Here is an 18,455-nt window from a genome sequence, read left to right as displayed (position 1 = left end):
GCCCCAAATGGCTTATAATCTGAAAAACCGTCACTTTTTGACCCTGCGGGATTTTTCACCCCGTGAAATTGCATTTTTGTTGAAACTTGCCGCAGATTTGAAGACGGCAAAATACACCGGCACCGAGGTGCCAACCCTGCAAGGCAAAGATATCGCGCTGATTTTCGAAAAAGACAGCACACGGACCCGTGTGGGGTTTGAGGTGGCGGCCTATGATCAAGGGGCGCGTGTTACGTATCTCGGCCCTACCGGATCACACATCGGGCACAAGGAATCCGTTAAAGATACCGCGCGTGTCTTGGGGCGCATTTACGATGCGATTGAATACCGTGGCTTTGGGCAAAAGATCGTCGAAGAACTGGCCGCGTTTGCAGGTGTTCCGGTTTATAACGGCCTCACAAACGAATTTCATCCCACCCAGATTTTGGCCGATTTCCTGACCATGCAAGAGCATGTCGATAAGCCGTTACACCAAGTATCTTATGCATTCTTGGGGGATGCGGGCAATAATATGGGTGACAGCCTGCTGATCGGCGGGGCCAAGATGGGGATGGATGTTCGGCTTTGTGCGCCCGAAAGCCTTTGGCCGGTTCAAGCGATCCGTGACGAGGCAAAATCGATTGCCAAAGAAACCGGTGCGCGCATTACCATCACCCAAGACGTGGACGCTGCCGTGAAAGGTGTCGATTTCATCTACACGGATGTTTGGGTGTCGATGGGAGAAGCCAAGGAAAAATGGGCTGAGCGGATCAAGCTGCTCATGCCTTATCAAGTGACTGCCGATGTGATGGCTAAAACGGGTAATCCGCGAGCGTGTTTCATGCATTGCCTGCCTGCATTCCATAACGCCGAGACGACCGTAGGGGCCGAGATCAAAGCAGAATTCGGCCTTGATGCGATGGAAGTCACCGAAGAGGTGTTTGAAAGCGCGGCTTCGATCGTTTTTGATCAGGCTGAAAACCGGATGCACACGATCAAGGCGGTTCTTGTCGCCACCTTGGGGGCTTGAGATGTTGGTCGTCGCAGCCGTGGGCGGCAATGCGCTGTTGCAGCGCGGCCAGCCCCTGACAGCCGAAATGCAGCGGGCCAATGTCCGGACAGCGGCACAGGCGCTGGCTCAAATCGTGCGGGCTGGCCATCAGTTGATCATCACGCACGGGAATGGCCCTCAAGTGGGGCTTTTGGCCCTGCAAGGTGCGGCTTATAAACCGGACGAAGCCTATCCGCTGGACGTTTTGGGGGCCGAAACCGAAGGGATGATCGGCTATCTGATCGAACAGGAGCTGGAAAATACCCTAGGTCATGATCACGCTGTTGCCACGTTGTTGACTCAGGTCATCGTCGATCCCAACGATCCCGCCTTTCACACCCCGACCAAGTTTGTTGGTCCTGTCTATACAAAGGCTGAGGCCGAAACGCGTGCCAAATCTGCTGGGTGGAGCATCGCACAAGATGGCGATCATTGGCGGCGTGTTGTGCCATCACCTGCGCCCATTGAAATTCCCGATATGCGTGTTCTGCGATTGTTACTGGATCAGGGCGTGATCGTAATCTGTGCGGGGGGCGGCGGCATTCCCGTTGTCCGGCGCGCTGATGGCAGCATGATCGGGGTAGAGGCTGTGATCGACAAAGATGCCGCCAGTGCCCTGCTGGCTGCAGATATAGGTGCGGATGCTTTGTTGCTGTTGACGGATGTTGATGCTGTTTATCAGGATTTTGGCTCAAGTGCCGCGATGCCTATTTCTCATCTAACACCCGATCAGGGGCGGGCACTTGCTATGCCCAAAGGGTCGATGGGGCCTAAAGTTAGCGCTGCCTGTGGTTTCGCCGAATTGGGCGGGTTTGCTGGTATAGGCCGCCTTGCTGATGCGCTGGCTATTCTTGAGGGCACTGCGGGTACCCGTGTTGCAAGCCAGAGGCGCGAAAAACCATGAACACCGAAGCCACCCACAAATCTGAAACCGTGGTCCAAGGCCGCATTGCGGCCATTCGCGGTGGGGTCGTTGATGTGAAATTCGAGGGGACGGTCCCGCACATCCACGATCTGCTATACGCTGGCGACGTCGCACTAGAAGTTTCATCGTTGATCGGGAACGGGTTGGTCCGCGCGATGGCGATGGCCCCCGTGCGGGGTCTTGGCCTTGGCATGGTTGTGCGTGCAACAGGCGGGCCGATCATGGTGCCAGTTGGCGAGGCCGTGCTTGGCCGGATGCTCAACGTGTTTGGTGACCCGATTGATAACCGTCCTGCACCTAAGACGGCTGAGCGTCGTGCGATCCATCAAAGCCCGCCCAAATTAAGCGACCGCGTGCTGCATTCCGAAATCCTTGAAACTGGTATCAAAGCGATTGATCTGTTGTCACCCATTGAACGTGGGGGCAAGACGGGGCTGTTTGGCGGCGCGGGCGTTGGCAAGACGGTGCTGATCACAGAACTCATCAACAACACCGTGCAGCATCATAACGGGGTGAGCCTGTTTTGCGGGATCGGCGAACGGTCGCGCGAAGCCGAGGAGCTATACCGCGAAATGGGGGATGCGGGGGTGCGCGACAAGACTGTCATGCTGTTCGGTCAGATGAACGAAGCCCCAGGCGTGCGGTTTCTGGTGGGGCAGACCGCTCTGACCATGGCTGAATATTTCCGCGATGACAAAGGACAGGATGTCCTGCTTTTGATCGATAATATATTTCGGTTCGTACAGGCGGGCTCTGAAGTGTCGGGGCTCATGGGACGGATGCCGTCACGGGTTGGCTATCAGCCAACACTGGCCACGGAATTGGCCGGCTTAGAGGAACGTATCACTTCGACCAAACGTGGTGCGATCACCTCGATCCAAGCGGTTTACGTGCCTGCGGATGATTTCACTGACCCTGCAGCTGCGCATATCTTTTCGCATCTGTCGGCGTCGGTTGTTTTGTCGCGCAAACGGGCCAGCGAAGGGCTTTATCCGGCGGTTGATCCGCTGGCATCTGCATCGGTGATGCTAACGCCTTCAGTGGTTGGACAACGGCATTACGACATCGCCCGCGCAGTGCGCCGCACCTTGGCAGAATACGAAGAATTACGCGATATCATCGCGATGCTAGGGTTGGAAGAGCTGTCCTCGGCAGATCGCGCGACAGTCTCTCGGGCGCGACGTTTGGAACGGTTTTTGACGCAACCCTTTGTGACCACTGAAGCCTTTAGCGGAACCAAAGGTAAAATGGTGCCTATCGCGCAAACTCTGGACGGGTGCGAGACAATCCTGAACCAAACCGAATTCGATCTGCCGGAAAGCGCCTATTACATGATCGGCAGCCTTCAGGATTTGGAAGCGTCATCATGAGCATGGCTGCCGACATGAACGTGACTTTGCGGTTGCCGACGAAGACACTGTTCGAAGGAAGGGCCGACCGTCTCGGTGCCGTGGCCCCGAATGGTGCTTTTGGTATCTTGCCCAACCATGTTGATTTCGTCACCGCGATTGTGCCTTCTGTTTTGACGCTGCAATTAACCGACGGATCAGAAGAGATTTTCGGCCTCGATGAGGGACTTTTGGTCAAAAAGGGTAACGAGGTTGTCGTGGTCGCCCTTCGTGGTGTGCGCGGTAATGATCTTGGAACTTTACAAGACACCGTCAAGGACAGTTTTATCCAGATGGATGAAGACGAAAGGCAAGCGCGCTCAGCGCTGTCGCGCCTTGAGGCTGACATGGTTCGCAGGTTCGCTGAATTGCAAAGGCCATTGTTATGACAGAAAAAATTGACAAACCAGCCAATGATATCGCGCGTCAGGCTGGCCGCATGAAATCAAACCGTGACAGCCCTGGCCCAAGCCCTTTGCGTGGAATCGGGACGTTTGGGATGATCGGGTGGTCCATTGTGGTGCCAACCGTTGGCGGGGCGTTTTTGGGTCTCTGGCTCGACCGCATCACGCCGCAAAAGTTTTCGTGGACGCTTGCTTTGATCCTCGCGGGCGTGGTCGTTGGCGGATTTATTGCAGCGGCATGGATGAACAAGGAAGGAAGCGACAAATGATGTCTTTTGATTGGAACGCGGTGGTCTTGGGCTTGGCAATAGGCACTGTGATGAGTGCACTTTTCTTTGCAGGGCTTGGGGTTGGCATGAGACTGGCCTTGAGGTCTGCCAAACCCGTCGCCGTATTGGGGCTCAGCGCCGCCTTCAGGATTTTTGCTCTTTTAGGCATTGGTTGGGGTGTCGTGGGGCAGGGTGGCCCTTGGTCACTTTTGGGGTACGCAGCTGCTTTCTTAATTGTTCGTTTCATAACGACGACCATTGCAAGTTTCGGCACCTCGGCTGAGGGGGCGCAATGAACCTTTCGCCAGATCAAAGCATCATGTTCGAGGCATGGGGAATCCCTATAAATGCAACGATTTTATATACATGGGTGGTCATGGCTTTTCTGACAGGCGCAGCCATTTTGATCACCCGAAATCTGCGTCCAGATGTGCCGCCAAACCGTTGGCGGACCATGTTGGAAGTGATTGTGCAAGGCATCCAAAGCCAGATCGAAGACGTGGCAGGTCGCCGCGATCGACATCTTTTGTATTTTGCTGGAACACTGTTCTTGTTTGTTGCGGTCTCGAACCTGCTGCTGGTCATACCTGGATTTGAGCCCCCGACAGCCTCATTATCGACAACCACAGCGCTGGCTCTGTCAGTTCTGATCGCTGTGCCGCTGTTCGGTATCACCCGCCGGGGTCTGGGCGGATATTTGAAAACCTACTTAGAACCTTCGTTCATTATGCTACCGTTCAACATCATCTCTGAATTTTCACGCGGGATATCTTTGGCCATTCGCCTTTACGGGAACATCATGAGTGGTGCCGTTATCGCGGCAATCCTGCTTGGTGTTGCGCCGTTTTTCTTTCCCGTCGTTATGGACGTTCTCGGCCTGCTGACGGGGCTTATCCAAGCTTACATCTTTGCAATTTTGGCGACTGTCTACATTTCCAGCGCCACTGCTACGCCAAACACTACAGAAAAGGAAAACCCATGACTGACCTTGGTATAATCGCTGCAATTTCGATCTTTACCGCGGGGCTTACCGTCTCGTTTGGCGCGATCGGTCCGGCCCTAGGCGAAGGGCGCGCCGCAGCAACGGCGTTGAGCGCCATTGCGCAACAACCCGATGCGTCTTCGAACATTTCCAGGACTTTGTTCGTGAGTCTGGCGATGATTGAATCCACAGCAATCTATTGCTTTGTCGTCGCCATGATCTTGATCTTTGCAAATCCATTCTGGACGGCTGCGTTAGAAGCGGCGCAGGTGGCAGGTAGCTGACTTATGTCGATTGATTGGATCACTGTCGCGGCACAGATCGCCAACTTCCTATTGCTTATGTGGCTCTTAAGGCGGTTTTTGTACCGGCCTATTTTGGATGGTATCGATGCGCGTGAAGTCGAGATTTCAGACCGGATGCAAGAGGCAGTTCACGCCAAGGAACAGGCGCAGGCAGAAAAACAGAGCTATCTTGACAAGGTGCAGGCCTTGAATGTCGCTCAATCTGAGATGACGGAAACGATCCGTAGATCGGCCGAAGAGCAGCGCGACGTTTTGCTGGCTGAGACGCAAAAGCGGTTGCAGCAGGAAAATGCAACGTGGAAGGCGCATCTGGATGATGAGACGCATAAATATACGGCCAAGATGCACCGCGCGGGGGCAGAGGCGCTTTTGTCGCTGACCCGCAAAGCGCTCAATGATCTCGCGGATGAGACGTTAGAAACACGTGTGGCGCATCATTTGATCCAACAAATCACTCCAATGGTGCCCGATTTGAAACGTGCGGCGGGGCAGGCGGCGCAGGCTGTCATAATATCGCAAAGTGCGCTGCCAGCTGCTGTGAAAGACGAACTAACCACAGAACTGCAAAAGGCCTTTCCACAGAGTGTTGTGCGGTTTGAAACGGATGAAACCCAAGCACCGGGTCTTGTTTTACGGGTCGGTGGGGCGCAGCTCGCGTGGACTGTTGAATCCTACATCGACGGGCTTTCTGCCTTGATCGATGAACAACTGGCGTCGGGTGGTGATTTGAAAGTGAAATCTCATGAGCAATGACGTCACTCGAACCGGGCAAGACCCCCAGACAGTTCTTGATTTTCTTTTAAACGCGCCGTCGCCCACGCCACACCTTAGCGAGATAGGATCTGTGGCAGAGGTCGGCGATGGGATCGCCATTGTTGCTGGTTTGGAACAGGCATTATCAGATGAGTTGCTGCAATTTTCCAGCGGCGTGCAGGGCATCGTTTTGGACCTTGAGCCGGGGCGGCTTGGTGTGGTTCTGCTGGGATCATCTGACCGTATCACCATCGGTGAAAGTGTCATGCGGACCCACAAAGTTGTCAGCACAAAGGTTGGTGAGGCTCTGTTGGGCCGCGTTGTGAATGCTCTTGGCGCGCCCTGTGACGACAAAGGGCCAATCCACGCGCAAATTGTTCACCCAGTGGAATCTGAAGCGCCGCAAATCTTGGACCGCAGCGCTATTTCGCGGCCTCTTGAAACGGGGATTAAGGTCATCGATGCGGCCGTACCGATTGGGCTGGGTCAACGCCAATTGATTATCGGAGACAGGCAGACTGGAAAGACATCCCTCGCGGTCGATACGATCCTGAACCAAAAAAACACCGATGTGATCTGCATTTACTGCGCTATTGGCCAACGCGGGGATGCTGTGGCCAAAGTAATTGGCGCGATCAACGATGGCGGAATGTCCAAGCGCACGATTGTTCTGACTGCGGGGGATGAGGACGCGGCAGGGCTGGCCTATGTGGCACCCTATGCCGCGCTCACGATGGCGGAATACTTTGCAGATCAGGCGCGCGACGTTTTGGTCATTTTAGATGATTTGACCCATCATGCACGGTCTTACCGAGAATTGTCGCTTCTTTTGCGCCGCCCCCCTGGGCGCGAGGCCTTTCCAGGCGATATTTTCTACATCCACGCGCGTTTGCTGGAACGGGCGGGTCAGTTCACCGGCGGTGGGTCGATCACTGTGCTTCCCGTGGTCGAAACACAGGCCGAAAACTTGTCAGCCTATATTCCCACGAACCTGATTTCGATCACTGACGGGCAGATATACCTATCGCCTCGGCTCGTGCGCAAAAACCAATTCCCTGCGGTCGATTTGGGGGTCTCGGTCAGCCGTGTGGGTGGTAAAGCACAAACCAAAGCATTCCGATCTGTGGCCGGCAACCTTCGCGTGACCTTGTCGCAATTCGAAGAGTTGGAAGATTTTGCCCGCTTTGGAACTCGTCTGGATGATGCGACACGCGCCCGTTTGACGCGTGGTGCGGCGGTGCGTGCAGCTCTGCGGCAGGCCGAGCGGGACCCGATGCCTGCGGTGCAGCAGCTTGCGGTTCTCGTTGCTGCGATGGAGGGTCAGTTTGACGGCTTGAGTGAAACACAAACCGAGGGGGTGATGGGCGAAATTAGACAAGCTGCCGTGCGTGAATTGCACGACTTGTCAAGGCGCATCAAAGAAAATGCCCCTCTGACTGAAAAAGATAAAAGCCAGATGATAGCCCTTGGACGCGCCGCACGTGCAAATACAGGAGGCGAAAATGGCACAGAGTCTTGAGGTCCTGTCGCGGCGCACGGCCAGCATGCAAAGTATCCGAAGCATCGTGCATACGATGAAGACGCTTTCCGTCATCAATTCGGCACCATACGAACATGCAGCCCGCGCAATTGAGGCTTATCACGACACTGTTCTGATGGGGTTGCATGCCTTTCTCAGCCAGACTAGTCCGCTCGAGACCTCGCCGTTGACGGCTAAGATCAAAGTCCTGATCGTGTTTGGGTCGGATCACGGTTTGTGCGGCAGTTACAACGAAACACTTGCCAGCCATGTCGCAGAACAGGTTGGCGATGCTTTGGGGCAAACCATCGTTGTGTGTGTCGGCGCGCAGATGGCGGACGCTTTGCGAGATTGTGGCTTTGCTCCCGAGACGACACTCTTTCCGCCCGCTTCCGTGGACGGGATTGGTCGGTTGGCCAACCTGTTGACCCGACACCTTGATGATCTGCGACGCGACCATAAAACAGACGACATGGCCGTTTCATTGGCCTATTTTATGCGGGACAAGGACGGTGGCCAACGACCAGAGGTGCAGGCCCTTTTGCCGCTCGACCGCGATCTGGTGCATGAACTTCAGGTCAAGCCTTGGGCCTCGCGTAGCGTGCCTTCTTTCTCTATGCCCGCGCTTTTTCAGGCCCTCATCCGCAACCACCTGTTTGCAAGCATGTATCGCGCGGCGGCTGAGGCACTTGTGACCGAAAACGCGGCGCGATTGGCGTTGATGAGCCAAGCAGAGCAATCGGTGGACGACCGTTTGGATGGGTTAAAATCGGAAATGCGTGCCGTTCGTCAAAGCGAGATTACGGCCGAGCTTTTGGATGTGATTATCGGCTTTGAAGCCTTAAAGAAAAAACGAAAACCCGTTGCCGAAAATCCCAAAGAAACGTCTTAGGTCACAGTCTGTGAATGGCGTCCGCATAAAGGCCTTTAGTCCAGCAAACGGTATTTATCTGGCGTCGTCATTTCAATAGCGCCGCTGTTTTTCAACACACCAAAGGCTCGGCTGGTTGTTTCTGTCGTCATGCCAAGATGATCTGCGATATCTCGGCGGCACATTGGCAACACGGTGAACCCTGAACTGGACCGCGTTGTCGCAAATTCCCGAAGAAAGTTCAAAAGCCGCTGCGGTGCTTTGTGCGAAATGAGAGACAAAATCTGGTGTTCACGTTTGATCAGCAACCTGTTGATAAGATATCGCATTTCCATGCGTAGAGTAAAGTTCATGGCCAATTCTTGTTCAAGTGAGGCGCGTGGCACAGATTGCACGATAACATGGTCGACAGCTTCGGCGGTGAAATGCCATGCGTCGACGTCAGACATTCCAATGAAATCGCCTTTTTTCTGAAACGAAAATATTTGTCGGCCACCGTCTTCATCAATCGTGCAACAGCGGACTGTGCCTGAGATGACTCGATAGACTGCATCCGCGGTATCCCCGTGTAAAAGGATCGTATTTTGGGGTTGGTAATGTCTTTCAGCTGGGAATTTTCTGAACAGAGCGCTCAAGTTTTCACAGAGGGGCGAGGTTTTGGTAGCCCGAACAACGCGCGTTGCAGGCACATAGGACCCTTCGGATTTTGAGTGCATAAACATTGGCGCTTCCTTTTTTAGACGAGAGTCCAGAATCAAGAAAATCGCAGTAGCAACACGTACGGATGCGGTCCGTAAAGGCCTTTATTTTCATGGCCTTAATACGCCAAACGATCGTCAGAATACTCAGTGGTCGAAAGAAAATTTTAATGTTGTACTGTTCAATCTTTAGGACGCAAACCATTACCAAGCAATACTCAGGCGCGAAATTTGATGGCCTTCTCCATTCTGCTGATGTGTTGCGGGCCAACTGCCGCGACGCCTCATGTCATCTGAACATCAGTTGGCACCAAGGTCGCTGTCTGCTTTTGGCGGGGCGTATGTCGCTATTGTGTACCCTGCGAACAAAACTGCGATGATCACCGCCAAAATTGCCACGCGCCGCCTATTTGAGGATAGCATTTGGGATGTGACGTCGCGGTGCTGTCTTGCGCCAACTTTGATGCCAATCCAACCCCACATTGCTCCAATCAACAGCCCCGCCACAACGTCGCTCAGGTAATGTTCGACAAGGTAAAGTCGGCTTAGGCTGATTGCACATCCCATGATGACTGCCGCCATTATCGCCACCACAAGACCGATCATTTTTTGTCGCCAAAGCGTCAAGGCCAGCGTGCCATAAAAGGCAACTGAAATGGCGGCATGCCCGCTTGGAAAACTGCCGGTTGTCTCAATGAAATATGCAAAATCCGGGCGCGGGCGGGCAAAAAATGATTTAAGTACGACCACTGTTGCCACGTTCCCCAGTACTGCAACAGTGATGGCGATAACGGCGCTCCAACGCTGTAGCGTTGCAAATGCTACGATCAAACTGATCAGCAAAGCCGTGATCACCGTCGCATCCCCAAAGGCCGTGATATAGCTGAAAACCTTGATGGCAAAAGGATCACGCAGATCCATAAAAAAAGCGCTTAGAGTTTGATCTATTTCAGTAATTTTATCTGCGATCATAAAGTTCAATATCCACTGTGAAAACGCGGCTGTCGTTTGAAATAGCTGCCTTTTCTATATTTATTTGCGTAAAAGCCCTTTTGTTCCACCTGCAATAAGCAAAGTAACATCGCGCAAAGCGATCACCGGATGTAAGCCTCCAGGCACCGCCAAATACCGCGACTGCCATTGCGGATGGAATTTCTTTTTGAAGCCTCTGAGACCTTCAAAATTGTAAAACGCCCCGCCATGACGATAAATAATCGTGGCAAATCTGTTCCACAGCGATGTCCCGTGGCGCGCTTCCAAACCAGCAAGCGGGGCCATGCCAAGACTAAAGGTCGATGCCCCCAAATCGCGGTAATGTTCCATCAACTTGATAAAGAGAAACTCCATCATGCCATCAGCATCTTGCGGCAAATATCGCATTAAATCAATGCCAACGGCACCGTGGTTGTCGGTTGTCATAACATTGGCAAAGGCCAAAATGCGATCCTCACGTTGGACGATTGCAATCGGAAAATGCGCCAAATACGCGGCTGAAAACTGGCCAACGGAAAAACCTTTTTCTACGGTACTTTTTTCACCAAGCCACGCGTCAGAAATGCCTTTTAATGTCTCGATCAACGCGGCGCTGTGTGGTGGGGGCAATATTTGCAACTCCAACCCGCTTTTCATTGCTTTGTTGTGGGCGGCGCGCATTTTTTTGAAATCGCCGCCAGCCAATGAGAACGTCGATAAATCTACCACGGCTTCTTCGCCCATCTTGTGCAAGCTCAATCCAATTTCGACCCACAGTGGCAAATAGGTGGTGCTGACCTCATAAAAAACAGGCCGACAATTTGCGCGATATGCGGCATCAAAAAAGGCCCATGCCAAATCGGGAATGGCAGCACGAGGCCCGATTGGGTCGCCGTAAGCGATCCATGATCGGCCTTGCACTGCGTACATGATAAACGCATCCATATCTTTGGAAAAGAACAGCGCCTTGTCGCCGGTAAAAGCAAGTCCGCCTTCGGGTTGACCGGCCAATGCAACGATCCGTTCCGCGGTTTTCATCGCCTCAGTATCCACCACCACGCCGCGAGCGCGGGTAGGCTGCAAGAGCAAATATACTAAAATAAGACCTGCAAGGGCTGTGGTGACAAGTCCTGTGCGCAAGGCACGCGGTGCGCGGGCATCACCGGAAAATTGTCCCCAAAGTTCATGCGAATAGGGCACAGCATGGTGCAGCAATAAAATGAAGCCGCTAACACTGATGACGAGCGCTGCCAGCAAAGTCACCCAGCGTAATGTAAAGATACCTTGGGTTAATGTGGTGGCGCGAAAGAATTCGTGGCGCAATGGCCAGAGCACGGCGGCGGCGAGTAAAAGCAGGATAGCCCCGTCCCAATCGCCACCTGAAATGACAGCGACAATGGCCCCGATGCCAAGCACTGCAAGCGTGAGCCAAAATGCCCCTGAAATGCGGCGAAACAGGCCTTGGGCCAGAACGATCAACAGCAACCCAAGGGCAGCATATAGATAGGCACCGCCTTCGAGTAGAATGATGGACATCAAATCTTGTGGATCAATGTTTTCGGACCGAGATGCGGGCACGACTGCCGCCAACAAAAGGTAAAGTCCTACGGCAAACCCTGTCAGCCCCGCAGTGGTTGGTGCGACAGAAGAAATGGCTTTGAACGCGGGGCGCATTTGTTGGGAAACGGGGCCCAATCGTTTTATGACAAAGCCTGATGCAAGGCGCCCTTCGATGACTGACACAAAAACAACCGCCAGTGCAAAGGGCAGCAAATAGTAAATCACGCGGAACAAAAGTAAGGCCGCTACGGCGTGCTCCAATGGCACGGTTGCGGGCAGTGCGGCAATCAAAACGCTTTCAAACACGCCAACCCCACCGGGAACATGGCTTAAAACACCGACCATTGTTGCCGCTGCGAAAATTGCGAAAAACGTAATAAAATCAGGTGTTCCAATGGGCATCAACACGTAGAGCGCCAAGGCGGCCATAGCTGTGTCGATAATGGTAAAACCAATTTGACCAAATAAGATTGTCGGTTTCGGGATCGATATGGATATGCGACGCCACTGCGCAACTTTGCCTGTCACCGACAACCATATCAAAACGGCACTCGGCACTGTAACGGCAAGGATTGCGACACTTCGCACTGTCTCGGCAGGCCAGTGGATCAAATCCCCCAAAGCTGTGGGGTGAATGGCCAATGCGGTCAATCCAACGCATGTTATGCCAAAACCAAAAGCAAGCGAAACAAAGGTGGAAATGGCCGCCACATCAAATGCGTTCAGGCCAAAGGCGGAATAAATCCTATAGCGTACGGCACCGCCAGATACAGCGCTGACCCCGACAGTATTTCCAAAACTGTAGCCTAAAAAACCACCGACCATGATGACTGGCATGGGGAGTGTTTTGCCCAAATGGCGTAGGGCGGACCAATCGTAGCCGACAAGGGCGATATAACCCAAAATTGTCGCGATAATAGACATGGCAATACGGGGCCATGAGATCGCCCGAGCCTGCGCCCGAACGTCGGCAAAATCAATCGTGCTCAGCAGATGATACAGCGCGTATGCGCCCAGCACAAAAAGGACGAACCCCAAAAGCACAGGCACATAACCCCGCAATTTATCCAAGCCTGTGTCCTTTGCAGGATTGTTTTGTACATTGATCGTCATACTTAGCCACCTGCTTTGAGCGTGCGAATATCACCTTCCATTTCACACCTACGTCAACTTCACTACGATTTTTCCGTTTTCGTGAAAAATAGTATCGGTTGCGATGTGTAATATGTTGAGGAGTTCATGTTATCTCAGGTGTGGATAATCCGGCTGTGCCCATATTTGACAATTTATCAGCGTTATACACATAAAGCGATAATCAGCGAATTCGGAGAACTGCCTGTGGAAAAGAACAGCGTAAATAAGTGGCAGTTTTGGGTGGACCGTGGGGGCACCTTTACCGACATCGTTGCACGCCGCCCTGATGGACGCTTGCAAACCCACAAGCTGTTGTCCGAAAACCCCGAAATCTACGCGGATGCCGCCGTGCATGGGATCAAATCTTTGCTGGGGATCTCAGGGAATGCCGTTGTGCCTGCAGGCATGATTTCTGCCGTTAAAATGGGCACAACAGTTGCCACAAATGCCTTGCTTGAGCGCAAAGGCGAAAAGACACTATTATTGATTACCAAAGGCTTAAAAGACCTTTTGCGTATCGGATATCAAAATAGGCCAGACCTATTTGACCTTGAGATCAAGCTTCCTGAATTGCTTTACAATGAGGCTATCGAGGTCGAAGAACGTATGAGTGCTGAGGGCAAGATCATCCACGCTTTGGACGAAGCCCAAGCACATACTGCTTTGAAAAACGCCTATGACAACGGCTATCGTTCTGTCGCAATTGCTTTGATGCATGGGTATAAATTCACTGATCATGAAGCGCGTCTGGGTCAATTGGCGCGCGATGTTGGCTTTACGCAAATCTCGCTCAGCCACGAAGTCAGCCCGTTGATCAAACTTGTGTCACGCGGTGATACGGCTGTGGTGGATGCATATTTGTCGCCCATTTTGCGTCGCTACGTTGAACAAGTCGCGACGGCATTAAACGCATCTGATGGCGGCTGTGACAGTCTTATGTTCATGCAATCCAACGGCGGCTTGACGGATGCGCACCTATTCCAAGGCAAAGATGCGATCTTGTCTGGCCCCGCAGGGGGCGTCGTTGGCATGGTCCGTACCGCTGCCGAGCTGGATTTTGATCGCTTAATCGGGTTCGACATGGGGGGCACATCGACGGATGTGTGTCACTACGCTGGCGAATTTGAACGGTCGTTTGAGACCGAAGTCGCAGGCGTGAGAATGCGTGCGCCGATGATGTCGATCCACACTGTTGCGGCAGGGGGCGGGTCTATTTTGTCTTACAAAGATGGCCGAATGCAGGTTGGACCAGAGTCCGCAGGCGCCAATCCGGGGCCGGCTGCCTATCGTCGCGGTGGCCCTTTGACGGTCACAGATTGCAACGTCCTGTTGGGAAAATTGCAACCCTCACAGTTCCCGTCGGTGTTCGGACCAAACGCAGACCTACCGCTGGATGCTGATGTCGTTCGTGAAAAATTCAAGGCTTTGGCGGCACAGATCGATGGCAATAAAACTGTCGAAGAGATTGCCGAAGGTTTCTTGCGCATTGCTGTCGAAAATATGGCCAACGCGATTAAAAAGATCAGTGTTCAGCGTGGCTACGATGTGACGAAATACACGATGAATTGCTTTGGCGGGGCAGGCGGGCAGCACGCGTGTCTTGTTGCTGATGCACTTGGCATGGAAAGCATCTTTATTCATCCGTTTGCTGGCGTATTGTCGGCTTTTGGCATGGGACTTGCCGATGTGCGGACCATCCAAGAACACCAATTCGCAGGTGATATTACCGATGCGACGGCACAAAATGTGGTAGACACGCTGGCGGTAAAAGCCACGGCTGAAATTGTAGCACAAGACATTGACCCCCAAAATATCCAATGCGTGGCCACTGCTCATATTCGAACGGACGGTGCGCATCAAACGCTAGAGGTGCCATTTGGAACACCTGCAGATATGAAGGCTGGTTTCGATAAGGTTCATCGCCAACGCTTTGGTTTTGTGCCAGAATACGCAACATTGATCATCGACCTTTTGACCTGCGAGGCCATTGGATCGACAGGTGAAACTGTGACAATACCCACCGAAACACCCGTCGATGTAACGCCTTTGTCGGGGCAAATGTTCAGCGGTGGCGCTTGGGTGACTGTGCCCTTGGTGGATCGCGCCGCGCTAACTTTTGGGCAAACTGTGACTGGCCCTGCTATTTTGACTGAACCTACAGGCACCAATATTTTGGAAGATGGTTGGCAGGCCGAAGCGGCAAAAGGTGGCAATCTAGTGTTGCGCCGCATCGTTCCGCTTACGCGCCAAGAAGCGATCGGCACCTCCGTGGATCCTGTCATGCTTGAGGTGTTTAACAATCTGTTCATGTCCATTGCTGAGCAAATGGGCGCGACCCTCGCCAACACGGCATATTCCGTAAACATCAAAGAACGCTATGATTTCTCTTGCGCCATTTTTGACAGCCGCGGCGATTTGGTGGCCAATGCGCCGCATGTTCCGGTGCATTTGGGGTCTATGTCGACCAGCGTGCGCACGATCTTGCAGCAAAATGCAGGCAAAATTGCTCCCGGCGATGTGTTTATGATGAACAACCCTTATAATGGTGGCACCCATTTGCCTGATGTGACGGTTATCACGCCGGTATTTGACGATACTGGCCACGATATTATCTACACTGTGGCCTCGCGCGGGCACCATGCTGATATTGGTGGCACAACACCGGGGTCCGCGCCGCCTGACAGTCGCCATATTGAGGAAGAAGGCGTGTTGATCGACAATTTCTTGTTGGTGAAACAGGGCGATTTGCAAGAGAAAGCTGCGCGTGAATTGCTGACGTCAGGTTTATACCCTTGTCGCAATATAGATCAAAACATGGCCGATCTTGCCGCGCAGATTGCGGCAAATGCGACGGGTGTAAGCGAACTCACTAAAATCACTCGTCAGTTTGGCTTGAAGGTTGTGCATGCCTATATGGCCCATGTGCAAGACAATGCCGAAGAAAGTGTACGCGGCGTTTTGGATGTTCTGCATGATTGCTGCTTTAGCTATCCGCTCGACAGTGGCGCAAGGATCAAAGTATCAATCATTGTTGATAAATCCGCGCGCCAAGCCACTATTGATTTTACGGGGACCTCCGCGCAAGACCCGTTTAATTACAATGCACCTTTGTCTATTTGCCATGCTGTTGTGTTGTATGTGTTTCGCACTTTGGTTGGGTCAAACATTCCGATGAACGAAGGATGTTTAAAGCCGCTCAACATCATTGTCCCTAAAGGCTGTATGATTAACCCCAATGCGCCTGCTGCCGTGATTTCTGGAAATACCGAGGTTAGCCAAGCCATTTGTGATGCGCTCTATGGTGCTTTGGGCGTTATTGCTGGCAGTCAAGGAACGATGAACAACTTTGTCTACGGCAATGATACGTTTCAAAACTATGAAACCATTTGCGGCGGGACAGGGGCGGGCAATGGGTTCAACGGCACCAGCGCCGTTCACAGCCATATGACGAATACGCGAATGACCGATCCGGAGGTCTTGGAAACACGTTTTCCCGTGCGAGTTGATGAGTTTTCGATCCGCCAAGGGTCTGGTGGTACAGGTGCTTTTAACGGTGGCAATGGCATTGTTCGCAAGCTGCAGTTCTTGCAGCCCATGACGGCCACCGTTTTGTCATCGCATCGCGAAACTCAGCCCCACGGCGCCGCAGGTGGAGGGGCTGGCCAAGCGGGTGAAAACTCAATTGTTCGATCAAATGGTACCATTGAATTGCTTAAGGGAAATGATGTTGCGCATATGAATGCAGGTGACGTGTTTGTGTTAAAATCACCAGGTGGTGGCGGGTATGGACATTTACCATGCCAGGAAACTGAAATTGAAGAATGACTGCAGACCTTTTCGACTAAAGTTGCAAAGGTCTGCTTATCATCATTTGCTCATTCATGTGTGTGTAATTGCAGTCTCGAGGTGAGTGGTTTTATTTTGTCGGAGCACTTAAGTCACACTTTCCACTTCAGGTTAGAACCAAGAAATGTCACCTGAATCGTCTTCAGATAGTGCAAATGGAGCATCAATATTGTCGAAAAGCTTATGTACTAAGTGCCTGAGTCTGATCGTTTTGCTAAGGGGTGCAATTGCAACTCTTTCATTTGGGCCAACTTTTGATAAATATCCCATAACCCTTTGAAGATCATCTAAAGTTTGATGTAGGCGATCAATGGCCTGTAGACTTCTTTGAACAGAAGGAGAGAGAGAGGTCGCATCTGCGATTGTTGGCCCCAATGCGATTTGAACTTCTGCCGCTAAAACGACCAGAGCCATTACTTCGTCTTGAATTCTTTTATGCAAAATTTCGTTTGAAATTGTGAGTGCATTCGAGCTTTTTTGCTCTAACAAAGTATGTGCTACTTGGAAAGTCATTATAGTTTTCCTACAATTGCCTCAATGGATGCTCTTAACCTAGGTGCATCAAAGGGTTTTTTTAGAAAGTTATTCATACCTAGCTTCTTTCCCAAGTCGATGATCTCACGATCTGCACGACCTGTAATAAGCAAGAACCCAACACCGCGTGTGGGGCCGTTTGATCGAAGCGAATGTAAAAGTTGCAAACCATCCATTCCTGGCATGTTGTAATCTGAGATTACCAAGTGTACGGGAGCCGCAGATATTTTTTGTAGTGCGGTTGGCCCATCAGACGCACTTGCAACATTTCTAATTCCAAATGAATCTAGTGCATTTGTAATGAGGCCGCGGCTAGTCGACATATCATCTACAACTAGAACGCGAAGTTGATCTCTCAGCGCCATTGTTCACTCTCCAATTGTTTTTGATCAGGTGTTTTTACCTGCATTTTTGTGGGTTTGTATGTGGTAACGCCGACACTTTGGAATAGGTCTGCAACTTTTTCGCCTAGTCGTTCAGAATGGCCAAGCAAAAGCCAACTATCGTTTGTCATTGCTTCTGCAAAACGCCTGTAAAGTTTATCTTGAGTTTTATCATCAAAATATATCACAACGTTTCGGCAAAAAATAACATCAAACGAACCATGCATTGGCCAGTTAGAGTGGAGGTTTAGTTGCCTAAATGAAACTAGCTTTTTGACGTCAGCATTGATCGATAAAATGTCGTCATTGTCTTCTGTTTGAACGCTAAAGTACTTTTTGATGTAGCTTTCTTCCAGTCCCGAAGTTAGAGTTCCAGAGTACTTTCCATCCATTGCACACCCCAAAACTTCTGGGTCAATATCTGTTGCAAGAATTTTGATATCATGGCGATATATCTCTGGATCGAATTCTAACAAAGTCATTGCTATTGAATATGGCTCTTGTCCGTTTGAGCAGCCTGCCGACCAAATACGCACACGTTGTCCGTTGCTTAGTTTTTTATTCAACAGCGGGAGGATGTCATTTTTGAGTGCCTTAAAATGATGTTCTTCACGAAAGAAGTGTGAAACATTGGTGGTCAACGCCGAAATAAAATGGCCCATTTCACTTTCTGTTGAATCATTTTTGAGAAAGTCTAAATACATGTCGAAGCTCTCAATTTTGAGTGCACGTAATCGCCTTGTCAGTCGAGATTTTATCATAGATTCTTTTGACTTAGACAAAACGATTCCAGCTTCACTTTGTGCAAGTGCAGCAATGCGCTCGAACGCAGCTTCCGAGAGCTTGCTCTCAATTTTGAGTTTTTGTTTTGGATGTGACATA

18 protein-coding genes are annotated in these 18,455 nt (G+C 51.7%); 12 read left to right on the top strand and 6 right to left on the bottom strand.

Annotated features, from left to right (window positions below; all coding sequences use genetic code 11):
* Positions 1–7: 7 nt before the first annotated feature.
* The 11 genes from argF to BM025_RS10405 are packed head-to-tail and all read left to right on the top strand — an operon-like array spanning position 8 to position 8,467.
* A complete protein-coding gene (gene argF, locus BM025_RS10455; RefSeq protein WP_085849543.1) occupies positions 8–1,009 on the top strand; it encodes an ornithine carbamoyltransferase in 1,002 nt (333 codons plus the stop codon).
* Positions 987–1,934, top strand: coding sequence for a carbamate kinase (arcC, locus tag BM025_RS10450; RefSeq protein WP_425287522.1), 948 nt, complete (start codon positions 987–989; stop codon positions 1,932–1,934). Before argF ends, arcC begins: the two co-directional genes overlap by 23 nt.
* Positions 1,931–3,325: a F0F1 ATP synthase subunit beta gene (atpD, locus tag BM025_RS10445; protein WP_085849541.1), complete on the top strand. Its 1,395-nt coding sequence runs from the start codon at positions 1,931–1,933 to the stop codon at positions 3,323–3,325. The genes arcC and atpD overlap by 4 nt, the downstream gene beginning before the upstream one ends.
* Positions 3,322–3,732, top strand: a complete 411-nt coding sequence (locus BM025_RS10440; protein WP_085849540.1) for an ATPase — start codon at positions 3,322–3,324, stop codon at positions 3,730–3,732. The genes atpD and BM025_RS10440 overlap by 4 nt, the downstream gene beginning before the upstream one ends.
* The gene (locus BM025_RS10435) at positions 3,729–4,016 is read left to right on the top strand and encodes an AtpZ/AtpI family protein (RefSeq protein WP_085849539.1); all 288 of its coding nucleotides are present in this window, start codon (positions 3,729–3,731) and stop codon (positions 4,014–4,016) included. The genes BM025_RS10440 and BM025_RS10435 overlap by 4 nt, the downstream gene beginning before the upstream one ends.
* Complete coding sequence (locus BM025_RS10430) at positions 4,013–4,312, top strand: N-ATPase subunit AtpR (protein ID WP_211753574.1); 300 nt, start codon at positions 4,013–4,015, stop codon at positions 4,310–4,312. The genes BM025_RS10435 and BM025_RS10430 overlap by 4 nt, the downstream gene beginning before the upstream one ends.
* A complete protein-coding gene (locus BM025_RS10425) occupies positions 4,309–4,998 on the top strand; it encodes a F0F1 ATP synthase subunit A (RefSeq protein ID WP_085849538.1) in 690 nt (229 codons plus the stop codon). The genes BM025_RS10430 and BM025_RS10425 overlap by 4 nt, the downstream gene beginning before the upstream one ends.
* Entirely contained in the window at positions 4,995–5,282 is a 288-nt protein-coding gene (locus BM025_RS10420; protein WP_085849537.1) for a F0F1 ATP synthase subunit C, read from the top strand. Before BM025_RS10425 ends, BM025_RS10420 begins: the two co-directional genes overlap by 4 nt.
* A 3-nt stretch (positions 5,283–5,285) precedes the next feature.
* A complete protein-coding gene (locus BM025_RS10415; protein WP_085849536.1) occupies positions 5,286–6,056 on the top strand; it encodes a F0F1 ATP synthase subunit delta in 771 nt (256 codons plus the stop codon).
* Positions 6,046–7,575 (top strand): F0F1 ATP synthase subunit alpha, encoded by a 1,530-nt coding sequence (locus tag BM025_RS10410; protein WP_085849535.1) that lies wholly within the window; start codon positions 6,046–6,048, stop codon positions 7,573–7,575. The genes BM025_RS10415 and BM025_RS10410 overlap by 11 nt, the downstream gene beginning before the upstream one ends.
* On the top strand, positions 7,559–8,467 hold the full coding sequence (locus BM025_RS10405) for a F0F1 ATP synthase subunit gamma (RefSeq protein WP_085849534.1): 909 nt from the start codon (positions 7,559–7,561) through the stop codon (positions 8,465–8,467). Before BM025_RS10410 ends, BM025_RS10405 begins: the two co-directional genes overlap by 17 nt.
* Before the next feature lie 35 nt (positions 8,468–8,502).
* On the opposite strand, the gene BM025_RS10400 is transcribed toward BM025_RS10405, so the two are convergent.
* The 3 genes from BM025_RS10400 to mprF form a co-directional block, all read right to left on the bottom strand.
* Positions 8,503–9,168: a Crp/Fnr family transcriptional regulator gene (locus BM025_RS10400; protein WP_085849533.1), complete on the bottom strand. Its 666-nt coding sequence runs from the start codon at positions 9,166–9,168 to the stop codon at positions 8,503–8,505.
* A 276-nt stretch (positions 9,169–9,444) separates the two neighbouring features.
* Entirely contained in the window at positions 9,445–10,116 is a 672-nt protein-coding gene (locus BM025_RS10395) for a phosphatase PAP2 family protein (protein WP_085849532.1), read from the bottom strand.
* 60 nt (positions 10,117–10,176) lie between these two features.
* Positions 10,177–12,789 (bottom strand): bifunctional lysylphosphatidylglycerol flippase/synthetase MprF, encoded by a 2,613-nt coding sequence (gene mprF / locus BM025_RS10390; protein ID WP_085849531.1) that lies wholly within the window; start codon positions 12,787–12,789, stop codon positions 10,177–10,179.
* Positions 12,790–13,014: 225 nt separating this feature from the next.
* Here mprF and BM025_RS10385 point away from each other — a divergent pair, with 225 nt between their 5' ends.
* On the top strand, positions 13,015–16,635 hold the full coding sequence (locus BM025_RS10385; RefSeq protein WP_244515600.1) for a hydantoinase B/oxoprolinase family protein: 3,621 nt from the start codon (positions 13,015–13,017) through the stop codon (positions 16,633–16,635).
* Between the two features lie 132 nt (positions 16,636–16,767).
* On the opposite strand, the gene BM025_RS10380 is transcribed toward BM025_RS10385, so the two are convergent.
* The 3 genes from BM025_RS10380 to BM025_RS10370 are packed head-to-tail and all read right to left on the bottom strand — an operon-like array spanning position 16,768 to position 18,454.
* Positions 16,768–17,169 (bottom strand): hypothetical protein, encoded by a 402-nt coding sequence (locus BM025_RS10380; protein ID WP_085849529.1) that lies wholly within the window; start codon positions 17,167–17,169, stop codon positions 16,768–16,770.
* Positions 17,169–17,555: a response regulator gene (locus BM025_RS10375; protein WP_085849528.1), complete on the bottom strand. Its 387-nt coding sequence runs from the start codon at positions 17,553–17,555 to the stop codon at positions 17,169–17,171. The genes BM025_RS10380 and BM025_RS10375 overlap by 1 nt, the downstream gene beginning before the upstream one ends.
* Positions 17,546–18,454 (bottom strand): CheR family methyltransferase, encoded by a 909-nt coding sequence (locus tag BM025_RS10370; protein WP_085849527.1) that lies wholly within the window; start codon positions 18,452–18,454, stop codon positions 17,546–17,548. Before BM025_RS10370 ends, BM025_RS10375 begins: the two co-directional genes overlap by 10 nt.
* Position 18,455: the final 1 nt, after the last annotated feature.

This window comes from Pacificibacter marinus, from assembly GCF_900109555.1.
GTDB classification, from domain to species: Bacteria; Pseudomonadota; Alphaproteobacteria; order Rhodobacterales; family Rhodobacteraceae; genus Celeribacter; species Celeribacter marinus_C.
The sequence above is the reverse complement of the archived record's forward strand: the minus strand, read 5'-3'. Positions and strand labels throughout refer to the sequence as shown.

Excerpts from the sequence above, each read along its gene's own strand:
- BM025_RS10410 (WP_085849535.1), top strand. The coding sequence starts at position 6,046 with ATGAGCAATGACGTCACTCGAACCGGGCAAGACCCCCAGACAGTTCTT.
- BM025_RS10435 (WP_085849539.1), top strand. The coding sequence starts at position 3,729 with ATGACAGAAAAAATTGACAAACCAGCCAATGATATCGCGCGTCAGGCT.
- argF (WP_085849543.1), top strand. The coding sequence starts at position 8 with ATGGCTTATAATCTGAAAAACCGTCACTTTTTGACCCTGCGGGATTTT.
- BM025_RS10405 (WP_085849534.1), top strand. The coding sequence starts at position 7,559 with ATGGCACAGAGTCTTGAGGTCCTGTCGCGGCGCACGGCCAGCATGCAA.
- BM025_RS10420 (WP_085849537.1), top strand. The coding sequence starts at position 4,995 with ATGACTGACCTTGGTATAATCGCTGCAATTTCGATCTTTACCGCGGGG.
- BM025_RS10425 (WP_085849538.1), top strand. The coding sequence starts at position 4,309 with ATGAACCTTTCGCCAGATCAAAGCATCATGTTCGAGGCATGGGGAATC.
- BM025_RS10370 (WP_085849527.1), bottom strand. The coding sequence starts at position 18,454 with ATGTCACATCCAAAACAAAAACTCAAAATTGAGAGCAAGCTCTCGGAA.
- BM025_RS10415 (WP_085849536.1), top strand. The coding sequence starts at position 5,286 with ATGTCGATTGATTGGATCACTGTCGCGGCACAGATCGCCAACTTCCTA.
- BM025_RS10440 (WP_085849540.1), top strand. The coding sequence starts at position 3,322 with ATGAGCATGGCTGCCGACATGAACGTGACTTTGCGGTTGCCGACGAAG.
- BM025_RS10400 (WP_085849533.1), bottom strand. The coding sequence starts at position 9,168 with ATGTTTATGCACTCAAAATCCGAAGGGTCCTATGTGCCTGCAACGCGC.
- BM025_RS10375 (WP_085849528.1), bottom strand. The coding sequence starts at position 17,555 with ATGGCGCTGAGAGATCAACTTCGCGTTCTAGTTGTAGATGATATGTCG.
- BM025_RS10380 (WP_085849529.1), bottom strand. The coding sequence starts at position 17,169 with ATGACTTTCCAAGTAGCACATACTTTGTTAGAGCAAAAAAGCTCGAAT.
- atpD (WP_085849541.1), top strand. The coding sequence starts at position 1,931 with ATGAACACCGAAGCCACCCACAAATCTGAAACCGTGGTCCAAGGCCGC.
- mprF (WP_085849531.1), bottom strand. The coding sequence starts at position 12,789 with ATGACGATCAATGTACAAAACAATCCTGCAAAGGACACAGGCTTGGAT.
- BM025_RS10430 (WP_211753574.1), top strand. The coding sequence starts at position 4,013 with ATGATGTCTTTTGATTGGAACGCGGTGGTCTTGGGCTTGGCAATAGGC.
- BM025_RS10395 (WP_085849532.1), bottom strand. The coding sequence starts at position 10,116 with ATGATCGCAGATAAAATTACTGAAATAGATCAAACTCTAAGCGCTTTT.